Origin of the sequence: Acinetobacter sp. YH12131 (assembly GCF_013418635.1) — a bacterium.
Lineage (GTDB): Bacteria > Pseudomonadota > Gammaproteobacteria > Pseudomonadales > Moraxellaceae > Acinetobacter > Acinetobacter towneri.
In genome coordinates, this window is sequence record NZ_VPBQ01000003.1 from 1 (window position 1) to 20,010 (window position 20,010).

Annotated in this window: 19 protein-coding genes, 1 rRNA gene and 1 pseudogene; 9 read left to right on the forward strand and 12 right to left on the reverse strand. The window is 42.7% G+C overall.

Annotation, left to right across the window (positions count from 1 at the left end; all coding sequences use genetic code 11):
- From FTU66_RS02800 to FTU66_RS02815, 4 genes are all read right to left on the reverse strand, one after another.
- Nucleotides 1-1,257, reverse strand: a 16S ribosomal RNA gene (locus tag FTU66_RS02800); the annotation flags it as partial.
- 458 nt (nucleotides 1,258-1,715) lie between these two features.
- Nucleotides 1,716-2,798, reverse strand: a complete 1,083-nt coding sequence (locus FTU66_RS02805; RefSeq protein WP_180112264.1) for a DUF6670 family protein — start codon at nucleotides 2,796-2,798, stop codon at nucleotides 1,716-1,718.
- Nucleotides 2,799-2,838: 40 nt separating this feature from the next.
- Complete coding sequence (gene pssA, locus FTU66_RS02810) at nucleotides 2,839-3,663, reverse strand: CDP-diacylglycerol--serine O-phosphatidyltransferase (protein WP_004976213.1); 825 nt, start codon at nucleotides 3,661-3,663, stop codon at nucleotides 2,839-2,841.
- A gap of 43 nt (nucleotides 3,664-3,706) precedes the next feature.
- The gene (locus FTU66_RS02815; protein WP_026438537.1) at nucleotides 3,707-4,564 is read right to left on the reverse strand and encodes a 23S rRNA (adenine(2030)-N(6))-methyltransferase RlmJ; all 858 of its coding nucleotides are present in this window, start codon (nucleotides 4,562-4,564) and stop codon (nucleotides 3,707-3,709) included.
- Between the two features lie 116 nt (nucleotides 4,565-4,680).
- On the opposite strand from FTU66_RS02815, the gene FTU66_RS02820 reads away from it, so the two are divergent.
- Nucleotides 4,681-5,283: a 2OG-Fe(II) oxygenase gene (locus tag FTU66_RS02820; protein WP_180112265.1), complete on the forward strand. Its 603-nt coding sequence runs from the start codon at nucleotides 4,681-4,683 to the stop codon at nucleotides 5,281-5,283.
- Between the two features lie 86 nt (nucleotides 5,284-5,369).
- Complete coding sequence (locus FTU66_RS02825; RefSeq protein WP_180112266.1) at nucleotides 5,370-5,897, forward strand: hypothetical protein; 528 nt, start codon at nucleotides 5,370-5,372, stop codon at nucleotides 5,895-5,897.
- 62 nt (nucleotides 5,898-5,959) lie between these two features.
- On the opposite strand, the gene FTU66_RS02830 is transcribed toward FTU66_RS02825, so the two are convergent.
- The 6 genes and pseudogenes from FTU66_RS02830 to FTU66_RS02855 form a co-directional block, all read right to left on the reverse strand.
- A complete protein-coding gene (locus FTU66_RS02830) occupies nucleotides 5,960-6,217 on the reverse strand; it encodes a DUF2789 family protein (protein ID WP_026438086.1) in 258 nt (85 codons plus the stop codon).
- A gap of 179 nt (nucleotides 6,218-6,396) precedes the next feature.
- Nucleotides 6,397-6,645, reverse strand: a complete 249-nt coding sequence (locus FTU66_RS02835) for a DUF2789 family protein (protein WP_096901745.1) — start codon at nucleotides 6,643-6,645, stop codon at nucleotides 6,397-6,399.
- A gap of 205 nt (nucleotides 6,646-6,850) precedes the next feature.
- Nucleotides 6,851-8,062 (reverse strand): annotated as a pseudogene (locus FTU66_RS02840) (YeeE/YedE family protein).
- Nucleotides 8,063-8,302: 240 nt separating this feature from the next.
- Entirely contained in the window at nucleotides 8,303-9,289 is a 987-nt protein-coding gene (locus FTU66_RS02845) for a malate dehydrogenase (protein WP_019836931.1), read from the reverse strand.
- 201 nt (nucleotides 9,290-9,490) lie between these two features.
- The gene (locus FTU66_RS02850) at nucleotides 9,491-10,138 is read right to left on the reverse strand and encodes a ribonuclease I (protein WP_180061979.1); all 648 of its coding nucleotides are present in this window, start codon (nucleotides 10,136-10,138) and stop codon (nucleotides 9,491-9,493) included.
- Nucleotides 10,139-10,209: 71 nt separating this feature from the next.
- On the reverse strand, nucleotides 10,210-12,096 hold the full coding sequence (locus FTU66_RS02855; RefSeq protein WP_180112361.1) for a lytic transglycosylase domain-containing protein: 1,887 nt from the start codon (nucleotides 12,094-12,096) through the stop codon (nucleotides 10,210-10,212).
- A gap of 358 nt (nucleotides 12,097-12,454) precedes the next feature.
- Here FTU66_RS02855 and miaB point away from each other — a divergent pair, with 358 nt between their 5' ends.
- The 3 genes from miaB to ybeY are packed head-to-tail and all read left to right on the forward strand — an operon-like array spanning nucleotide 12,455 to nucleotide 15,548.
- Nucleotides 12,455-13,909, forward strand: a complete 1,455-nt coding sequence (gene miaB / locus FTU66_RS02860) for a tRNA (N6-isopentenyl adenosine(37)-C2)-methylthiotransferase MiaB (protein ID WP_168418537.1) — start codon at nucleotides 12,455-12,457, stop codon at nucleotides 13,907-13,909.
- 39 nt (nucleotides 13,910-13,948) lie between these two features.
- On the forward strand, nucleotides 13,949-15,022 hold the full coding sequence (locus FTU66_RS02865) for a PhoH family protein (RefSeq protein WP_180112267.1): 1,074 nt from the start codon (nucleotides 13,949-13,951) through the stop codon (nucleotides 15,020-15,022).
- 43 nt (nucleotides 15,023-15,065) lie between these two features.
- A complete protein-coding gene (ybeY, locus tag FTU66_RS02870; RefSeq protein ID WP_180112268.1) occupies nucleotides 15,066-15,548 on the forward strand; it encodes an rRNA maturation RNase YbeY in 483 nt (160 codons plus the stop codon).
- A gap of 171 nt (nucleotides 15,549-15,719) precedes the next feature.
- On the opposite strand, the gene FTU66_RS02875 is transcribed toward ybeY, so the two are convergent.
- Nucleotides 15,720-16,577: an energy transducer TonB gene (locus FTU66_RS02875; RefSeq protein ID WP_218949284.1), complete on the reverse strand. Its 858-nt coding sequence runs from the start codon at nucleotides 16,575-16,577 to the stop codon at nucleotides 15,720-15,722.
- Nucleotides 16,578-16,852: 275 nt separating this feature from the next.
- On the opposite strand from FTU66_RS02875, the gene FTU66_RS02880 reads away from it, so the two are divergent.
- The 4 genes from FTU66_RS02880 (at nucleotide 16,853) to FTU66_RS02895 (ending at nucleotide 19,754) form a co-directional block, all read left to right on the forward strand.
- Nucleotides 16,853-17,527: a hypothetical protein gene (locus tag FTU66_RS02880; RefSeq protein ID WP_004976182.1), complete on the forward strand. Its 675-nt coding sequence runs from the start codon at nucleotides 16,853-16,855 to the stop codon at nucleotides 17,525-17,527.
- Nucleotides 17,528-17,672: 145 nt separating this feature from the next.
- Nucleotides 17,673-18,386 carry a DUF3108 domain-containing protein gene (locus FTU66_RS02885; RefSeq protein WP_004976176.1) on the forward strand — a complete coding sequence of 238 codons (714 nt, stop codon included), beginning with the start codon at nucleotides 17,673-17,675 and terminating at the stop codon, nucleotides 18,384-18,386.
- Between the two features lie 128 nt (nucleotides 18,387-18,514).
- The gene (locus FTU66_RS02890; RefSeq protein WP_180112270.1) at nucleotides 18,515-19,090 is read left to right on the forward strand and encodes a xanthine phosphoribosyltransferase; all 576 of its coding nucleotides are present in this window, start codon (nucleotides 18,515-18,517) and stop codon (nucleotides 19,088-19,090) included.
- 262 nt (nucleotides 19,091-19,352) lie between these two features.
- Nucleotides 19,353-19,754 (forward strand): hypothetical protein, encoded by a 402-nt coding sequence (locus tag FTU66_RS02895; protein ID WP_179989430.1) that lies wholly within the window; start codon nucleotides 19,353-19,355, stop codon nucleotides 19,752-19,754.
- Between the two features lie 58 nt (nucleotides 19,755-19,812).
- Here the strand turns inward: FTU66_RS02895 and FTU66_RS02900 are convergent, their stop codons facing one another.
- Entirely contained in the window at nucleotides 19,813-20,004 is a 192-nt protein-coding gene (locus FTU66_RS02900) for a hypothetical protein (RefSeq protein ID WP_179989432.1), read from the reverse strand.
- Between the last annotated feature and the right edge of the window lie 6 nt (nucleotides 20,005-20,010).

The window sequence follows — 20,010 nt, forward strand, 5'->3', positions numbered from 1 at the left end:
GTAGCAACCCTTTGTACCGACCATTGTAGCACGTGTGTAGCCCTGGCCGTAAGGGCCATGATGACTTGACGTCGTCCCCGCCTTCCTCCAGTTTGTCACTGGCAGTATCCTTAAAGTTCCCATCCGAAATGCTGGCAAGTAAGGAAAAGGGTTGCGCTCGTTGCGGGACTTAACCCAACATCTCACGACACGAGCTGACGACAGCCATGCAGCACCTGTATGTAGATTCCCGAAGGCACCAATCCATCTCTGGAAAGTTTCTACTATGTCAAGGCCAGGTAAGGTTCTTCGCGTTGCATCGAATTAAACCACATGCTCCACCGCTTGTGCGGGCCCCCGTCAATTCATTTGAGTTTTAGTCTTGCGACCGTACTCCCCAGGCGGTCTACTTATCGCGTTAGCTGCGCCACTAAAGGATCAAATCCCCCAACGGCTAGTAGACATCGTTTACGGCATGGACTACCAGGGTATCTAATCCTGTTTGCTCCCCATGCTTTCGCACCTCAGTGTCAGTATTAGGCCAGATGGCTGCCTTCGCCATCGGTATTCCTCCAGATCTCTACGCATTTCACCGCTACACCTGGAATTCTACCATCCTCTCCCATACTCTAGCTAACCAGTATCGAATGCAATTCCCAAGTTAAGCTCGGGGATTTCACATTTGACTTAATTAACCACCTACGCGCGCTTTACGCCCAGTAAATCCGATTAACGCTCGCACCCTCTGTATTACCGCGGCTGCTGGCACAGAGTTAGCCGGTGCTTATTCTGCGAGTAACGTCCACTCTTCTCAGGTATTAACCAAGAGAGCCTCCTCCTCGCTTAAAGTGCTTTACAACCAAAAGGCCTTCTTCACACACGCGGCATGGCTGGATCAGGGTTCCCCCCATTGTCCAATATTCCCCACTGCTGCCTCCCGTAGGAGTCTGGGCCGTGTCTCAGTCCCAGTGTGGCGGATCATCCTCTCAGACCCGCTACAGATCGTCGCCTTGGTAGGCCTTTACCCCACCAACTAGCTAATCCGACTTAGGCTCATCTATTAGCGCAAGGTCAAATGATCCCCTGCTTTCTCCCGTAGGACGTATGCGGTATTAGCATCCCTTTCGGAATGTTGTCCCCCACTAATAGGCAGATTCCTAAGCATTACTCACCCGTCCGCCGCTAGCTCAGTTACCGAAGCAACCTCGCCCGCTCGACTTGCATGTGTTAAGCCTGCCGCCAGCGTTCAATCTGAGCCATGATCAAACTCTTCAGTTAAAATCATTTTGAAGTTTTAATCTAAACTTCCAAATCTGGCTCATCAATTTTCTGACTTAAATTTCGCTCAAATAAACTTCGAGTAATTTAAACCAATCAATCAATGAAATATCTTCGATCAATCAATCAGTAAAAATCCACACAAGTTGTTCTTCATAATCTCTTAATGATCTTCTCAATGCTTCGTCAGCATCAAGCTAGGTCGGCTATATTACGCTTTATTTCTAAAGTGTCAACTGGTAATTTAAATTATTTTAAACTTTCTTTCTAAAACCCAACTTAATCAAGTTTAACCAAGTCATTGTTTTATCAGAAGTTTCAATCTTCATCACCGCCGATGGATGTGCATTATAGGGCAAATATTTCGCCATGCAACCCCTCTTTTTAAGTTTTATCAGTTTTTTAATCCAAACGGTTAATTATTCAGCAAAATACTTCACTTTTCCACAAAATACTGTTTATTTCTTTTTCTTGATCATAAAAGGTTCAGGATTCATAACTACATCTGGCATTTTTTCTGGCTGATCATGTTCCTGCCATTTCAGTGCGCGGCAGTCGATATATTCACAATAGCCTCCTTTTCCTTGTTGTTGATCTCCATTTATAGCCAACTGATATTGAAAACTTCCGACATAACCTGCTGCAGCCCCAAATTTAAAATCACCACGACTCTGCGCCTGTAAATGAATTGAGGTGCCATCTTCATCTTGATAACGCCATTCAAACTCACGTGGCAAATACATACACTGACCTGTTGGCGTTTTTACTTTTGGATAAACCCGTTGAATATTAAATTGTACTTGCCCATCAAATACCCGAGTTTGCTCCGTGTTCGCATTTCGCAGATAGATTCGAGATTGCAAAATTCGATTCAACACATCACGACTTTGTAGCAATATCATTTGTTGCTGATGATTCAGATTAATCACTTGATAGCAAAAAAATGCCACAGCGAAATAAGGAAACTGGATTGAGCGGGCAAACTCAAAACTACCCAATTGCTCAATCTGAAAATGCTGATCTTTATAGCGTACACTTCCCTGACACTGACACAGCAAAGACCAATGTTCTGCCAAATTCATTCGCAATTTAGTGAAATATGAAATTGTAGAGCTTGTGGTGATCTTTAAATCAAAGCTAAGTTCGCTATCTTCACGTTGAATATGAAATTGCGGAAAGTGTCCAGTAATGCGCTCTTTATTGGCAAACTGAAAATACTCTGCAGTAAATACGCAATCATGTTGTATTGAATAATGATTGGACTGCCCCACCATGTGTGGGCTGCTACTACAAAGAATACTGGCTGTGTCTAAAGCTGAGGTTGTAATCACATTTTCAGGGCGCAGCATTGCGGTATTTAGGCTGCCCAATAAACCAATAAAGTTGAGATAATGTAAGGGTGCAGGCAAATTAGGAAGAATTAAGCCCTGATAGATAAATTTATAATGATGTTTTGGGGCGTGATAAGGCAGTTTGGTGGTTGCCGCAGGAGTTTGATTGAGTTGTTTGGAACGATCGAGAAAATCTTGAAACAGCTGCATATCAAACTCCTTGTGAGTTGATGCTTTTATGAAAGCTTAATTAACTCACTGCATTTTTTCTTGCCATAAAAGTGGTCACAAAACCTGAAAGTGCATAAATAATTGAAATCACTAAAATTCCAACAGGAATATTATAAGTCATGGCTGCAAGGATAAATACTGCGATTGGCAATACAAAAAACGGCACACGCTTACGATCAAAGGTTTTAAATGAATAATATTTAATATTGGAAATCATCAACAATCCTACTGCAATAATAATCACAGCATTGAGGATTTGTAGACCAATTTCACGAATATCATACAGTTCAGGAAAATCCCGTCCTACCCAAACCAGCGACACGATAATCAGCGCAGCCAAAGGACTTGCAACACCAATAAAGTAGCGTTTATCGACCACACCAATTTGCACATTAAAACGCGCCAAACGGAATGCGGCACAAGCCGTATAAACAAAGCAAGCCGCCAAGCCGATACGACCTAAATCATGCAAACTCCAGCTATACATCAAAATCGCAGGTGCAACACCAAAGGCGAGCATATCGGATAATGAATCAAACTGTTCGCCAAATGGACTTTGCGCACCAATCGCACGTGCCACACGACCATCTAAACCATCAAACAATGCTGCTAGAAAAATGGCATAAATCGCTTGGCTAAATTCGCCATTCATACTGGCAATAATGGAGTAAAAACCCGACAGCAAGGCTGCCGTGGTAATCAGGTTTGGCCACAGATAGATACCACGACGTTTCACCTTTTGCCCTTCACGGGTATGTTCTTCTTCCACCACTTCAAATGTAATTCCGTCATGCTCAAGATCACGGGAACTATATTCTCCTTCGGGTTTGGATGTGTTTGTCATTATTTTGTGTCCTAACTGTAACTTGAACGTCTATTTAAATTTTTTATTCGCCAACTAACCAACGCACTGCAGCATGTCCACCATGTTCTTGCATACGCAAGTGCGGGAACAACCATTGCAGGGCTTCATCTGCATCTTCAGAGAATTTCCATGGTGGATTAATCACCAATAAACCACAACCGTTTAAGCCCACAGGAGTATCGTCAGGCCACACACAAATTTCACAAATGAGTTGACGGCGAATACCTGTTTTAAACATTTTCTTTTCAAAACGTTCAATCATGGCGCGGTCTTTAATTGGATACCACACCGCAAATACGCCTGTTGGCCATTTTTTATGTGCAGCTGCCAATAATTCAACCAACTGAGGGAAATCTTTACGTTCCAATTCATACGGTGGATCAATCATCACCAAACCGCGTTTTTCTTTTGGTGGAATGACGCCCAATAAACCTTCGTAAGCATCACGCTCATGTAAACCTGCGCGTTTGTCACGAATGTTATGACGCAATTGCTGGAATACATCGCGCTGCATTTCAAAAATAGTTGCTTTGTCGATGTCACGCATACCTTGTAAAGCAAACCATGGCGAACCGGGATATGCACCTTGCCCATCCGTTTCACGCATTGCTTCAACCAGTTTTAAATACTGCTGTACGCCTTCTGGTGCCTGACGTTTGATTGAATCATCTAGTTTCACTAAACGATGAATACCATTTAAAAATTCGCCCGATTTTTGTGCAGGTGCTAAAGATAAGTCATATTTACCCGCACCGCCATGTGTATCGACATAGCGATAAGGTTTATCTTTGGCATTTAAACGTGTCAGAATTTGCAGCAATAAAACATGCTTCATGACATCGGCAAAGTTGCCCGCATGGAAATGGTGACGATAATTCATGTTTGGTTCATTCCTAAAATCAACCGACATTTTAGCATGAAAAAAAGTTTCATTCAGGAGCTTGTATTCCTCTAAAATAATCAGCTTGTCTTGCATTTTGTCTGAGTATCTATTTTATGGACGCCACACTGCTTCCAAAATCTTGGAATATTGATCAAATTCTTGAAGATTTAGATTTGCATGGTTTTGCCATGTTGGATGATGCCTATTCACCTGAATATCAACAACAAGTTCTCGCAGAGTGTAGTCAAAATTTAGATCAATTTCGTGAAGCAGCCATTCAAAATGGTGTGGTCAGCAAAATTCGCAGTGATCATATTTTATGGATTCACGAAAATTTAAGCATTGCACAACAACATACCCAAACCCTTTTGACTTTGGCCAAACAATTCAATCAGGCATTTTATTTAGGGATTCGTGAGGTCGAAGCGCATTTTGCCAGCTACCAAGCAGGTTCTTTTTATGCCTTGCACCGCGATAACCCACAACAAAAAAATGATCGGGTGATTTCTGCAGTCTATTATTTACATCCTGAGTGGCAGACAGATTGGGGTGGACAACTACGCTTACAAGACAAACATGGAGCATGGCAGATTATAGAACCACGCCCAAATCGGATTGCAATTTTCCAAAGTGATTTATTGCATGAAGTTTTACCTGCAACACAGCAACGTCTTTCCATTACCGCATGGCTCCGCAGCGGCAATCAACTTTGGTAAAGATAGACCGCATTTTTCAGATTATTGGCTTTAAAACTGTAAATTTGCCCCGATGTAGAGCAAATATTGCTATCAGGAATTCACCCATGCGCAACTCGACTCAACAGATTATTCAACGTATTGGGGAAACTGACCAACTTTTTTTACAAGGCAATACGCCTGAATTGGCATTAGAACGTGCCGATTTACGCTTACAATTGGTGAGTTTGAGCGAGTTACGCCAAGAACAGATTTACTTTTTGCAAGAAGCCATTGTGCTGTTGGAACAGGGTCGGATTGAATTTGAAGAAATGCCGTTGACGCTATATATCAACTTGTCTTTGCATTTAGCCAAAGCCTATATGATGTATTTTGAACTGACCCGCGATGCAAAATACGCCTTAATTACCCAACAAATTTTAAAAGCCATGACTCATTATGTACATGGAGATATTTTCTTTTTCTTGGCTTATGCCAGCGCCAGTATAAATGAAAGTGCACTGTGTCGCCACTGGTTAGGCAAGTACAGTAAAACTGCCGAATTTGATTTGGAACTCTTACAAATTCACCCTGCCTTTAACGCCTATCAAACCGAAGTCTGGTTTAAACAAATTCTCAAAAGCAGAATGCATTAAAAAAACGCCTCGTTCTGAGGCGTTTTTAATGAAAACATATTAAATATGACGATGACTTAAACCTAAACAGCTTGTAAACGATAAGCATCTAAATGCAATTGTTGATTGAGTTCATCAATCCAAATGGCCCAATCATCGTCTTGTACCAAATGACTGATTAAAAATTCACGTTGTGATTTATTCCAAAACGGCGCTTCATGTAAATTAATATGTGCAGGTAATTGATGCGTACGTACATACAGTTCAATGGCTGCAGGGCTACTGGCTAAACCGAGTTGGCTGAATAACATGGCTAATGATGGAGTATTTTGCATGAGCACCTTGCCCCCTTTTATTAGTTTCGTTGTAATTCCTTATTCAACCAACTTATAACACTTTGTATAAAAAACCCAGTCTTCCGACTGGGTTTGTTGTATCTTTTTGTGAGCACGCAGTTTACTGGCGCTTTTTAGATAAAAAGTATTTGATTTAACTTAAAAACTTTTAACTTAAATACCGATTAAACACTCGGATGTTGATCACTATGTAATTGCTCATTTAAGGTTTCAATCACAATGGCCCAATCATCATCTTTTTTCCAATGGCTTTGCAAAAATTGGCGCTGCCCTTCCGTCCAAAACTCGGCACAGTGTAATTTGGTTTCTGCAGGTAATTGATGCTCACGAATAAATTGATCAATTGCTGCATCGTCAGCATCTAGACCCAATTGTTGAAATAACAGTTCTAAAGTCGGTTGTTGGTCAAACATGGCATCCTCCTTTGATTCGTCTTGTACTTTTAATGACCTTAACCTGCTTCGAGCCGCAATTCAGCAGCAGCCGAGTTGCAGCATGTTATTTTTTGTACGATGCGATATACCTAAAGCATCCCACTCAATATTCTTAACACGATGACAGGCAACAAAAAAGCCAGTCAATGTAAACCGACTGGCTTTCATCTACTTAAATTAAAAGTTAGCAACCTGTTAGTTTTTCAGGCTGTGGCTTTTCATTTGGAAAGAAGATTGGGCGCAATTTCACACCAATGGCATTCCCCATAAATGCAAATACTAGCCATAACCAACCATGCACACTGCCCGAAGCAATTCCGCTAAAGTATGCGCCAATGTTACAACCGTAGGCCAAACGTGCACCATAACCAAGTAATAAGCCACCTATAACAGCCGCAACCAGTGAACGGCGTGGAATATTAAAGTTCGGGGCAAATTTTCCAGCCAAACTTGCAGCAAGCAATGCACCCAACATAATGCCAAAATTCATCATAGAGGTGATGTCATGCCACAATGAATTTGCCAATGCTTTAGCATTGCCTGACTGCTGCCAATAATCCCAAGCACTTACATCTACACCCGCAAAAACAGCAACTTTTGCAGCCCAAACTGCAAGCGCAGAAGTCACGCCCCACGGACGACCAGCCAATACCAAGGTAGCAAAATTCAGCAGCGTTAAAATAAGCCCACCCCAAATTAACGGCCAAGGACCTTTGAGGAAACGCTTCCAACCATGGTACTGACTTTGCGGCTCGACTTCTAAACTGCCATGACGTTTCTTTTCAAAAAACACGGTTGCGGCAGCAATCACAGCAAAAATAACAAAGCTTAGAATAAGTGCAGGAATCACCCCAAAACTTTCGACAATCGAGATTGGCGCCAAATGCGGCAGATTAAACCACCAATCTAAATGCGAAGTGGCAATCAGTGAACCTAAGCAGAAGAAAAATAGCGTAACCAACATACGCGCACTGCCACCGCCTACCGTGTATAGCGTACCCGATGCACAGCCACCCCCCAACTGCATGCCAATACCAAAAATAAAAGCACCAATCATGACCGACATCGACACAGGATTGACATTGCCCTTGACGGGATTGCCAAACAACTCACCTGCACCTAAAGCAGGAAAGAACAACAACACCGCCAAGCCCAGCATAATCATTTAAGCCCGCAAACCACGACCACGACGTTCTTTAATAAACACACGCCAGCTAGAAGTAAAACCAAAAGAGGCGTGATACAACGTCATCCCCAAAGCACCACCAATTAAAAATAACAGTGCTTGATTTAGACCCACGATTTGATAGGCGCCGATAGTACCGACAACAAGTAAGATAAAAGCCACCCAAACCGAAACATTCGATCTATGGGCACTTGCAACAATAACTGACATGACAGAGAGAAGATTTGAAAAAGGAAACCCGCGTATTCTAAGCAATTTCCCCTACCGTGCAGGTCAATCAACCTATTTTATAGTCGCTTATCCATTCTGATATTTGATAAGCAATATGATCTTAGCTGATGATAGGCTTTTAATTGCAAAGATAAAATCAAGCGCAAAAAAATGCCAGTCAACTTTTAGGTTGACTGGCATCACTCCCGAAGGAGTTTTAACTTAATCTAGCAGATTAAATTATTTAATCATGTCAGCAATTGCTGCGCGTTCTTCTTCAAGTTCGTTTAACGTGAAGTTGATACGCTCACGGCTAAACTCGTCGATTTCAAGACCTTGAACGATTTTGTATTCGCCATTTTCGCAAGTTACAGGGAAACCGAACATTACGCCTTCAGGAATACCGTAAGAACCGTCAGAAGGAATACCCATAGTTACCCATTCGCCGTTTGTGCCAAGCGCCCAATCACGCATGTGGTCAATTGCAGCGTTTGCAGCAGATGCAGCAGAAGATAAACCACGTGCTTCGATGATCGCAGCGCCACGCTTACCAACTGTAGGAAGGAATACGTCTTTGTTCCATTCAGCATCGTTGATTTTGTCTTTTAAGCTTTCTCCATTTGCAGTTGCAAAACGGTAGTCAGCATACATTGTTGGAGAGTGGTTACCCCAAACTGTCATTGTTTTGATGTCAGAAACAGCAACGCCAGCTTTTTGAGCAAGTTGAGTTAACGCGCGGTTGTGGTCAAGACGTAACATTGCTGTGAAGTTTTTCGCTGGAAGATCTGGAGCAGATTTCATTGCGATGTAAGCATTCGTGTTCGCTGGGTTACCAACAACTAGAACTTTAACATCACGGCTAGCAACTTCGTTAAGTGCTTGACCTTGACCAATAAAGATTTCACCGTTTACTTTAAGAAGGTCAGCACGCTCCATACCAGGACCACGTGGACGAGAACCAACCAATAACGCGTAGTCAGCATCTTTAAATGCCACTTTAGGATCATCAGTACCGATCATGCCAGCCAATAATGGGAAAGCACAGTCGTCAAGTTCCATCATTACGCCTTTAAGCGCAGCTTGAGCTTTCTCAAAAGGAACTTCTAATAATTGAAGGATAACTGGTTGGTCTTTACCCAACATTTCACCGCTAGCGATACGGAATAATAGGCTGTAACCAATTTGACCTGCAGCGCCAGTCACGGCAACACGAACGGGTTGCTTCATGTAATTATCTCCAGTTGAGGATAGTCAATGCGATTAAATAGTCAGTCCATTTAATCTAATAATCATAAACGCGAAAGATTGTACTCCAATCATTCAGCGGATGCATGCAAAAGCGCATCAAATTCCACAAAAGTCTGATAGAAAATATAAATAAAATATTTCCAAAAGACTCAAAACCACAAATTTAATGCGCTCAAAAACCTAGTAAGAACCTTTAATCACAAACTGACTTGGGCAATTTGACCCAATGTTGGCAGCACATTGCTTATAGCGCCCTGCACTGTTATAGCAAATTTTGATTTCGGTTAAATAACTGCTGCCCTGATGATTCGAGCATTGAAAATGAATGCTTTTGGATGACATACCCGAGTTGGATTTTAAGAACAGACTACGCAACTGACCCAGTTGTACGGTTTGAGTGTCTTGGCTCGTCAATACCGCAGGCACATTAATCCGATCTGCATTGTTAATGATCATTCGGAAATACTGACTAGCATTCATAGGCACACACCCACCTATACCCTGCCAAAGCTGTACTCGCGCAGCATCATCGGGCATGACTCGCGCCACTACCTTCGCTTGTAGCGGCGGTAACTTTGCCGATGAATGGGTGCTACATTCACGCGTGGCTACTTCGGGATATAAACCCTCAATATTCAGTGAGTAACCTTCTAAACATTTACGCTTTTTGCTTTTGGTAGAATCAATCAAACATACGGCTGGAGTCATTTGAACCGACATCACATAGCCTTGCACAGGAGCTGAAAATGCGTTTTGTGTACACATGACCCAAGCTGCACCACCCAAACTGAGCAATGCAAAATGAATTGGCTGCAAAATGGTACCCATCCTCATTTTCAATGATTCTGCCCCCTTAACAGTGATTCGATGACAAATGGCATGCTTGAGTATTCCACGAGCTATGGTGTATTGCGTGATGGAATACTTTGCATACGACTACTCATAGATTGACCACCTTGACCTAACATCAATCCATAATGTGTAGCGTTGGTCATGACATGTTTCACATAGTCACGTGTTTCCAACAAAGGAATGCTTTCAGTATATTGGTCTGCCGCAATTTGCTGAAACTCTGGCTGCCAACGGCGTGCACGATTTGGCCCGGCGTTGTATCCTGCTGTGGCCAGCACAGGGCTATTGCTTAATTGTCGCTGAATGGTCGACAAATAAAATGTACCGTAGCGGATGTTGGTATTCATGTCACTGAGTGCAGCAGGATTATAAGTTTCACCCATTTGTCGTGCAACCAAACGTGCCGTGTCTGGCATAATTTGCATGAGTCCACCTGCACCTACATGCGAACGTGCAGTAGTATTAAAACGGCTTTCTTGACGCATCAAACCATAAGCCCAAGCAGGATCAATACCTGCATTTTGACTATGACTCACCACATAATTACGGTGTGGCATTGCATAACGGTAACTGTAGTTGTGCTTATTCACAGTACGGTCTGCCGCATAAATCGCACGGTCGTACCACCCCATATCGGTCGCACGTTTGGCAGCTGCCAAAATCAAACCATCATCCTGTCTTAAATAGGCCTGACGTACTGCCCAGTTCCATTCACGATTCACATAATTGGCGGGCGCATTAATTTCACGTAAGGCAAAAGCACGGTTAAAGTGAATATCCTGATTTAAACGCTGCAAATCATTAGTTGTCGGCTGGCTATTTACTGGAATGGCATTGTAACGCTGCCCAAGACGATCTTTTGCTAATAAGTTGTGATAATCATCGCCCTGTGCCAACTGTTTATAAATATTTTGCGCACTGCGTTTTGATGCTGCATCACCACGTTGTTCTGAGGCACGGGCCAACCAGTATTGCCAACGGTCTTCTTGTTTCTGAGTCACACTCATGCTGTCTACTGCACGAATCACACTTTCCCATGCACCAAAGCGGATGGCCTGTCTGGCATAAATTTCTGCCTCTTCGGGGCTAAATGGCAAGCCATAACTGGCATCTAAGGCATTTAACACTTCACGGTTGAAATTATTTTTCATCACCGTGGTGCCGCCAATATAGCCTACTGCACGGTGCAACGCTTTTTGTACGGCATCGGGTGTTCCCTCTGCGCTCCGTTTTAGCGAAGACAAGGCCGAATCCAGATCACTGTCGGCTAAACGACCTATGGCATAAATTAAATAAACGTGATCTTCATTGCTGGCTTTTGGGGCCGACCATAAATAATTCAGTGGATTAGCCTGAATACTGTTCAGTTGTGCCAAACTCAGATTCATACCCAAACTTTGCGCAGTCGCCAAAGCTTGCCCTGACTGCCCTGCACGCAATTGCCCCCACAAACGCTGCTGCTTGTCTTGCTGAGTCATAATTGGACTAGAGAGCATCATGCGGCCCAAACCTGTACAAGATTCAGGTTGTGAATTAGTGGTCAGCCAAACATCTTTATATTCAGCCAGCACTAAAGGATCGCCCGAACGGGTGCGCACCTGCGCCATAGCACAACTTTCCGCCTGATCGGCATTACTCACATAGGCAAGCACAGGTTGTGCACTGCCAAAATCTGCTTGTTTAACTTTTTCTTCGACATAATCGGCAGCCAATTTTTCCGCCATAGCTGATTGAGGATGTCGCTGTGCAAACTGGATAATAGCGGTGGCAGGCTGCATGCCAAGGTTAGTATTTAATGACCAATATTCAGGATAATAGCCCAATACATCATTTTGCATGGCGTATTGATACTGCTGCAATAAATCGACATCACCTGAATTGGCGGCACGTAACGCATCATTGAACTGTTCATTTGCCGCATGCGTACTTGCCATGACTGCAAATGAAACAAGGCTCAAAGCAAGCTTTTTAGCTAAATTATTATTTTGTTTCATCATTTGCAGCATTCGCTTGCTTTCGGTCATTTACTTCCGCCTCGAGGTCCGCATCTCATCTTTAGGTTTAGTTTAATTAGTCTAGAACCGCAGTTGTGTTCTGTTATGTAACCTTCTGATTAGACACTATTAATCTTACAACTCATGTTCAAACAAATTTCTTCATATTTCAATCAGCTGTTGTGCTGATTTAAGGCTGTCAGTTTAGCGTGAATTCCTGCTAAAATATGCGCCTTTCTTTTGTCTAATGACGTTTATTTTTTTAAACGATTTAGTGAACTATCTCTTAGGAGCCTACATGACGGTTCAAACCTTCATCCCCAATGGTGCCCAAGCTGCCTCAGAAAACACTGTTACCCAGCCACAGCACACCCCAGCCGACGGTTCAGTCAAAAAACTGTATATCGAAACGCAAGGGTGTCAGATGAATGAGTATGACAGTCACCGTATGGCAGACCTTTTAGGCGATTCTCACGGCTATGTACTGACCAGCAACCCTGCTGATGCCGATATTCTGCTCATGAATACCTGTTCGATTCGTGAAAAAGCGCAGGAAAAGGTGTTTTCTGAATTAGGTCGCTGGCGTAAGCTGAAAGAAAAAAATCCTGATTTGGTGATTGGCGTAGGCGGTTGCGTCGCTTCTCAGGAAGGCGACAATATTCAAAAGCGTGCCCCGTATGTGGATATGATTTTTGGTCCACAAACCTTACACCGTTTACCGCAAATGCTTGATCAACACCACGATCAGGTCGAAAAACCAAAGAAAGAAAAAATCAAACTGGTGGATATTTCTTTCCCAGACATCGAAAAGTTCGACTTCCTACCTGAGCCGCGAGTTGAAGGCTTTAAGGCCTTTGTATCGATTATGGAAGGCTGTTCAAAATACTGCTCATTCTGTGTCGTGCCATATACCCGTGGTGAAGAAGTTTCACGTCCTTTAGATGACGTATTGGCTGAAATTGCGACTTTGGCAGAAAAAGGTGTACGTGAAATTAGCTTGCTCGGTCAAAACGTGAATGGTTACCGTGGTGAGACTTTTGACGGCAAAATTTGTACTTTCGCAGATTTACTGCGTTTAGTTGCCGAAGTGCCTGGCATTGGTCGTATTCGTTACACCACATCACACCCGCTTGAATTTAATGATGATTTAATTCAATGCTACCGTGATTTACCGCAAATGGTGTCGCATTTACACTTACCTGTACAAAGTGGCTCAAACGATGTGCTACAAGCCATGAAGCGTAACCACACCATTGATGTGTATATCGACAAGATTGCCAAATTACGTAAAGTGCGCCCAGATATGCATTTATCTAGCGATTTTATTATTGGCTTCCCGGGTGAAACCGATCAAAACTTTGAAGAAACTTATCAGTTTATTCAAGAGATGGATTTTGACCACTCGTACAGTTTCATCTATTCAAAACGTCCAGGTACGCCTGCATCTGAACTTGAAGACACCACACCTGAAGATGTGAAAAAAGAGCGTTTGGCCAAAGTCCAACAATGGATCAAACAATCGAGTATTGATAAGACCGATGCCATGCTGGGTACGGTGCAACGTGTCCTGATTGAAAATGTTTCTGATAAAGATCCGAACATTTTGGTCGGCACAGCAGACAATACACGTTTAGTAACATTTATTGGTGACCCTGCTTGGGTCGGACGCTTTGCGGAGATTGAGATTACCGAGATTAAAACTTTGAATTTAGTTTATGGTGAGCTCTTGAATCTTGAGCCTGACGTGGCGTAATGTAGGAGCTAAAGTCCAATAACAGATTAAGGAATTCTCTTGACTGCAGCGATTCGACGTACAGTAACTTTTCCTGGTATTTCAATGGAACGTTTAAAAAGCATGCTCGGTGCTTATAACGGACATTTGAAACAAATCGAACAACGCCTAGACGTCCAAATTTCCCATCGTGGTGACGCCTTTTTTATAGATGGGGAAATTGATGCAGTTGAGCGAGCCGAAACGCTCTTGCAACGCCTGCATGAAGAAGCGGAAAGTTCTGCACAAATCAGTGCAGACACGCTCCACATGATGATTCAAGGCAGTCAGACTGACCGTGAATTACAATCGGATGATGGGCAAGAGCATACTGGATTGGATGCTGTTTGGTTACAAACCCGCAAAGGCCGTATTAACCCACGCGGTGCCAACCAAAAGCGTTATGTTCAGCGTATTTTGCAAAGCGATATTTCTTTTGGTATTGGTCCTGCAGGTACAGGTAAAACCTATTTGGCCGTAGCTGCTGCCGTAGATATGCTGGAACGCAATGAAATTCAGCGAATTCTATTGGTGCGTCCTGCGGTTGAAGCAGGTGAAAAACTGGGTTTCCTACCTGGTGATTTAACCCAAAAAATTGACCCCTACTTGCGCCCACTTTATGACGCCCTATATGAAATGTTGGGTTTTGAGAAAGTGGCCAAACTCATTGAACGTCAAGTAATTGAAGTTGCGCCCCTAGCATATATGCGTGGTCGCACCCTAAATCACTCTTTTGTGATTTTGGATGAAGCGCAGAATACCACCCCTGAACAAATGAAAATGTTCCTGACTCGTTTGGGCTTTGGCTCTCGTGCGGTCATTACTGGTGACGTGACTCAGGTTGATTTACCACGTGGTCAGCAATCAGGTTTATCTCATGCGCTGCGTGTCTTGGAAAATGTGCATGAAATTCACATCACACGTTTCCACTCACGTGATGTAGTACGTCACCAGTTGGTGCAAAAAATTGTTGAAGCCTACGAAGGCTGGGACAGTGAGCAACAGCGTTTAAGTGCCGAAGCACGTGCTGAACGCAAAGCACGTCAGGAAGCTTTAATTGCGGAAAAAGATGCCGCAGCAGATGCACAGCACTAGTGGCTGTGCGTTCTGCAACCTACTGAAGTATTAAGGATTCATTTTGAAACTAAGTCTAAGCCTGCAACAGGACATTCAAGCACCTGAGCTGGTATTAAAGCGCGCCTATCTTAAAAAAGTGGTGGAAACCACTTTAAGGCATATAGACACCCAAAGTGACTGTGAAATTGGGATTGCCTGTGTTGATCATGCAGAAAGTCTCAAGCTTAATCTGGAATATCGCAAAAAAGACAAATCGACCAATGTCTTGTCTTTCCCGAGTGATTTACCCGATGAAATGGCACAAGTGTTGCCAAGCTTTCCAATTGGTGATCTGGTGATTTGTATTCCTGTGGTTTTACAGGAAGCAGCCGAACAAGCTAAAACACCTTTGGCACATTTCACTCACATGCTGGTACACGGCACGCTGCATCTCATTGGCTACGACCATGAAACCTCAGATGCAGATGCCGAAGAAATGGAAGCTTTAGAAATTGAGATTCTTGCCAAGTTGGGTTTAGAAAATCCATACGTGGAAAGAGATTGAATTTGAAGTTCTAGAAAACTATAAAAATAGCGGGCTTAGGCTCGCTTTTTTGTTTACCCCTCCCTCTAACTCCCTCCCAACGGGAGGAAGAACACAGAGTAGAATCGTATGCGTGTATCACACAAAATTCCCTCTCCTTTCAGGAGAGGGTTAGGGGGAGGTGAATAATCATTAACGCACCTCAAACTCAGCTTCAGCAGGGTCAAAGCGCCACGTCCGCACAATCCGTAATTCAGAAATATCTTTCATTTTCGCATCGAATGCGCCAAAAGGTGCAGCCTTACGCACCGAAGCCTTCGCTGCTTCATCCAACATGGCATGACCTGAACTTTCAATTAAACGAATGGCACGAATCCCACCATTGCTGTTTAAAACTACCATTAAATGCACCTCACCCGCTAAATTCTGTGCTTTGGCCTGTTCGGGGTAATAGCGGTTGCCATAAAACTCGACTTTTTGACGGAATTTTTCCATATAGCCCGCAGTGTTATCTTGCTTGGCCTGAATTCCATCAATGGTTTTAATTTTTTGCTGACGGCTAAAGTTTTGTTGGCGTTGTAAATATTGCGCTTCAATACTGGCAACCATGGCCGCCTTGGCCTGAAACTGACTATTCAATTCCTGCATGGCTTTTTTGCGCTGATTTTCTGCAGCCTGCTTTTGCCAACTAAGCGTGGTCATCAACACTTTTTCTTCAAAGTTTAATTCGCGCTGTTGCTGCATACGCTCTAAACTTTCCAATTGCTGCTCCCCTGCACTTTGTTCAGTCATGGGTGCAGGCATATCACTCGACATGCGATGTTCTTCTCGAAAAGTCCCCGAACCTTGCTGATCGGCCTGTGCTAAAAAGTCTGCATCTTCAACTTTTGTATCACTCATTCGTACCGATACCGCAATCTCTTTGACCGCAGCATCGCTTTGTTGCGGTGCAGCAAACTGCACGGCCAAAATTAATGCGTGCAATACAGCAGCCACCAGCAACGCTGCAGCAAAAATAGGATCTTTCCACCAATCTTGCGTAGAAGGCATCAATTGAATTTTTTTTAGCATCACATTAATCCGACAAAACGTCTGATTCCCCAAGCCGCCAAATGCGGTATAAACTAAAGAGCATATTACTTTGCTCAGTTTTTGCTTTTCTGCAAAACTGCGAAGTTCATCAAAAAGCTGACTACTGAGCCTTAAAATCTTAAAAATGGTGCAACTTATTTTGCTAAACTGCAAGCTTCTATGCCTGTATTTTTAATACAATTCGACAAAATATTTGTATCTGTAAAGAATGAATGAACGACTTGGACGGCCGTATGCAAACCCTGATCACCAATATCTCTCAACGTATCCGTCAAGTGTACCAAAAAGCGGAAGGATTTATTGAGGATGAACGTGAATTTCCATTATCTCAGGTCTTCTTAAATGCGACTTTTCAGCGCTTTGTGACCGATAATGTGAAAATGTTGCAAGATCTGCACGCAGACTTACACGACGACTGGTTACGTCTTTATGCAACCCTAGATTACAACGGCTTGAACATCACTCTGTCTGTCGATTTAAAATTAGTACAGATGGAATTGAATAAAGATACTCAGCTGATTGTGTTTGAACAAATTAGTGACACGCAGGTGATTGAAGCAAGTTATCCAAGTTTTTTGCATAAAATCGCTGTGAAGTGCGCTTTATTTTACTATCAAAAAATACGCAATGATGACCCTTTAGGCATGATTTTAGAAAAACTCAAAGTCATTAAAGTCAAAGATGATTTGCTGCATTTAGATTTAAATCGCTGGTTGGGCAAAAGCCGCTCTATCATTGACACACTCAGCAAAGTTCATGTGAATCATGCGGTATTACGTGAAGCGGAATTGGTGCTCACTGGCAACGTCAATTTAACGGCGTTGTTCCGCAAAATGTCTGAAGAAAGACTAGAAGATGTGGAAGAATCTCTTGCAGATACGCAAGTCACACCGCTGAAACAAAAATAAAGCTAAGCTGAAACTTTAGAAGAGAATACATACAGGAAAACTACACAAGCCGCATAATTCCTAATTTTCTCTTCATATTCAACGCGTATAATGGCAACAAGCAAGCAAATTGCATCTCCCTACATACAGAGGAAATATCTCAGCAATGGCAAATCATGTATTGAAAAAAATGGGTATGGCAGCCGGTGTGTCTACAGCACTGTTTTTGGCTGGTTTCTCTAGCCAAACATTTGCCATGAGTCCTTTCCAAGCCAGTTATCAATTTAACTACAATGGTAAAAACTTAGGTTCTGCAACACGTACTTTAAGCCAAACAGGTAACCAATGGAGTTATGTGTTTGCTGCCAAAGCAGGCGTGATTGCCTCTGCTACAGAAACTAGCCGTTTTAGTTTTAATAATGGCAAAATTGGCTCATCTAGCTTTAGCCGCAGCAGTAAGATTTTGGTGCATAACAACACCATGAGTATTAACTTCAATCCTTCGGCGAAAACCATTAACACCAAAAAGGACAGCGACACCCGTTCTTTTGCGTGGAAAGCGGGCGTGTTGGATGAGTTGAATGCGGAACTGCAAATCCGTGAAGACTTAAAAAGTGGCGGTTTAAAATCGAGCTACTATATTGCCGATAATAAAGAGGTGGAATCACGTCGCTTTATTAAGCAAGGTTCAGAAAAAATCAAAACCAGTTATGGTACTTTTGATACCATTAAAGTGGTGCTGAAACACAACAAACCAAACCGTGATACGATTTTCTGGTTGGCACCAAAACTTGACTACTTGCCTGTCAAAGTTACCCACCAAGACAAAGACAAGTCTTATGGATTATTACTCACAGGCTATAAAGGCCCGACCAACTAATTTAGAATATAACTACTGAGCAAAGCTTGGCAGTTATTCACCATTTGGTAAATTGTTCTTGCATTTTTTCAGGTGCTTTTTAAAATACGCTTTTGCTTTGAAAAGCACCTGCTCTTGAGGATTCTCCCGTGCATGCACTAGAACAGAAAATTTTAGCCGAAGGTATCGTTCTATCTGAAGCGGTTCTAAAAGTCGACTCTTTCTTAAACCATCAAATTGACCCTGTGATGATGCAGCAAATTGGTCAAGAATTTGCGCGTTTGTTTAAAGATGCAGGCATCACCAAAATTATTACCATCGAAGCTTCTGGCATTGCACCAGCTGTGATGGCAGGTTTAGAGCTTGGTGTACCTGTAATTTTTGCACGTAAATATCAATCTTTAACCTTAAAAGATGATTTATACCGCTCTAAAGTATTTTCATTTACCAAGCAAACTGAAAGCACGATTGCCATTTCAAACAAACATATTAGCGCTAGCGACAAAGTCTTGGTGATTGATGACTTTTTGGCAAATGGTCAAGCTGCACTCGGTTTAGCAGATTTAATCCATCAAGCCAATGCAGAAGTCGTGGGTATTGGGATTGTGATTGAAAAGTCATTCCAGCCGGGTCGTGAATTATTGCTTGAAAAAGGCTATCGCGTTGAATCATTGGCACGAGTAATGTCTTTGGCAAACGGTACAGTTGAATTTGTACGCGATTAAGGTCGATTAAAACTGATGTTGGTTCATCATTTAAACCCGATGATCAAAGAGTGCTTAGGCGCTCTTTTTTTTATGCTTTTTTTAAACTTAAACAACTCATTTACATATATTGAATTTACAAAATAGCCGCGCTACGCCATTCTGCACTTGAAATAACAGTGATTCAGCAGTCTAGTTTTTCTGATTGCAGCTCTAGACAGCACTTTTTAGATCGTCTGCGTGCATTGATGCATGCGGCATGAGCATAAGGCAATTTACAGTCATGACACAAGACAATCCGTTGATGCAACACAGTATCACCTGTCCGAAATGTGGTTCAACTCAAGTTGAAAAACGCAACCATCAACAAAACTTACAAAAAATTGGTGGCGTGTTATTAGGCTCTGCAGGTACAGCAGCAGGTACTGTGGGCGGCGCAGCTTCGGGAGCTTCTATTGGTGCGGCAATTGGTACAGCCGCAGGGCCATTGGGCGTGATTATGGGCGGCACCATTGGAACATTTGTCGGGGCAATTAGCGTGGGAATCACAGGTGGTTTTCTTGGGCATCGCTTTGGTAAAAAAGCAGGTGTAATTGTTGATCAGAATATTTTTCTAGATTTTCAATGCCTCAAATGTAAACACCGCTTTAAAGAAAAGTTGAAACAGCCAAGCAACTCTAAGTAACCCTAAATCAATTTCAAAAAAAGTGCTGCACATTGCAGCACTTTTTGATTGCATCTTTTTATTTTGCAGTGCTGCTTGCAGAAGTCATCACAGTTTTTTGTGCCGCTAAATACTGTGCTTCCGCAGGTTGTTTTTCAATACGTTGTTCTTCTGAAAAACTCAGACTATGCACAATTTCAGTCGCTGCAACACTCGACCATGAACACCCTAAACTCATTAGACCTAACCCAATCAGCATCCACTTATTCATTTTCAC

Excerpts from the sequence above, each read along its gene's own strand:
- FTU66_RS02805 (WP_180112264.1), bottom strand. The coding sequence starts at position 2,798 with ATGCAGCTGTTTCAAGATTTTCTCGATCGTTCCAAACAACTCAATCAA.
- pssA (WP_004976213.1), bottom strand. The coding sequence starts at position 3,663 with ATGACAAACACATCCAAACCCGAAGGAGAATATAGTTCCCGTGATCTT.
- FTU66_RS02815 (WP_026438537.1), bottom strand. The coding sequence starts at position 4,564 with ATGAATTATCGTCACCATTTCCATGCGGGCAACTTTGCCGATGTCATG.
- FTU66_RS02820 (WP_180112265.1), top strand. The coding sequence starts at position 4,681 with ATGGACGCCACACTGCTTCCAAAATCTTGGAATATTGATCAAATTCTT.
- FTU66_RS02825 (WP_180112266.1), top strand. The coding sequence starts at position 5,370 with ATGCGCAACTCGACTCAACAGATTATTCAACGTATTGGGGAAACTGAC.
- FTU66_RS02835 (WP_096901745.1), bottom strand. The coding sequence starts at position 6,645 with ATGTTTGACCAACAACCGACTTTAGAACTGTTATTTCAACAATTGGGT.
- FTU66_RS02845 (WP_019836931.1), bottom strand. The coding sequence starts at position 9,289 with ATGAAGCAACCCGTTCGTGTTGCCGTGACTGGCGCTGCAGGTCAAATT.
- FTU66_RS02850 (WP_180061979.1), bottom strand. The coding sequence starts at position 10,138 with ATGGGTACCATTTTGCAGCCAATTCATTTTGCATTGCTCAGTTTGGGT.
- FTU66_RS02855 (WP_180112361.1), bottom strand. The coding sequence starts at position 12,096 with ATGGCAAGTACGCATGCGGCAAATGAACAGTTCAATGATGCGTTACGT.
- miaB (WP_168418537.1), top strand. The coding sequence starts at position 12,455 with ATGACGGTTCAAACCTTCATCCCCAATGGTGCCCAAGCTGCCTCAGAA.
- FTU66_RS02875 (WP_218949284.1), bottom strand. The coding sequence starts at position 16,577 with ATGCCTTCTACGCAAGATTGGTGGAAAGATCCTATTTTTGCTGCAGCG.
- FTU66_RS02880 (WP_004976182.1), top strand. The coding sequence starts at position 16,853 with ATGCAAACCCTGATCACCAATATCTCTCAACGTATCCGTCAAGTGTAC.
- FTU66_RS02885 (WP_004976176.1), top strand. The coding sequence starts at position 17,673 with ATGGCAAATCATGTATTGAAAAAAATGGGTATGGCAGCCGGTGTGTCT.
- FTU66_RS02895 (WP_179989430.1), top strand. The coding sequence starts at position 19,353 with ATGACACAAGACAATCCGTTGATGCAACACAGTATCACCTGTCCGAAA.
- FTU66_RS02900 (WP_179989432.1), bottom strand. The coding sequence starts at position 20,004 with ATGAATAAGTGGATGCTGATTGGGTTAGGTCTAATGAGTTTAGGGTGT.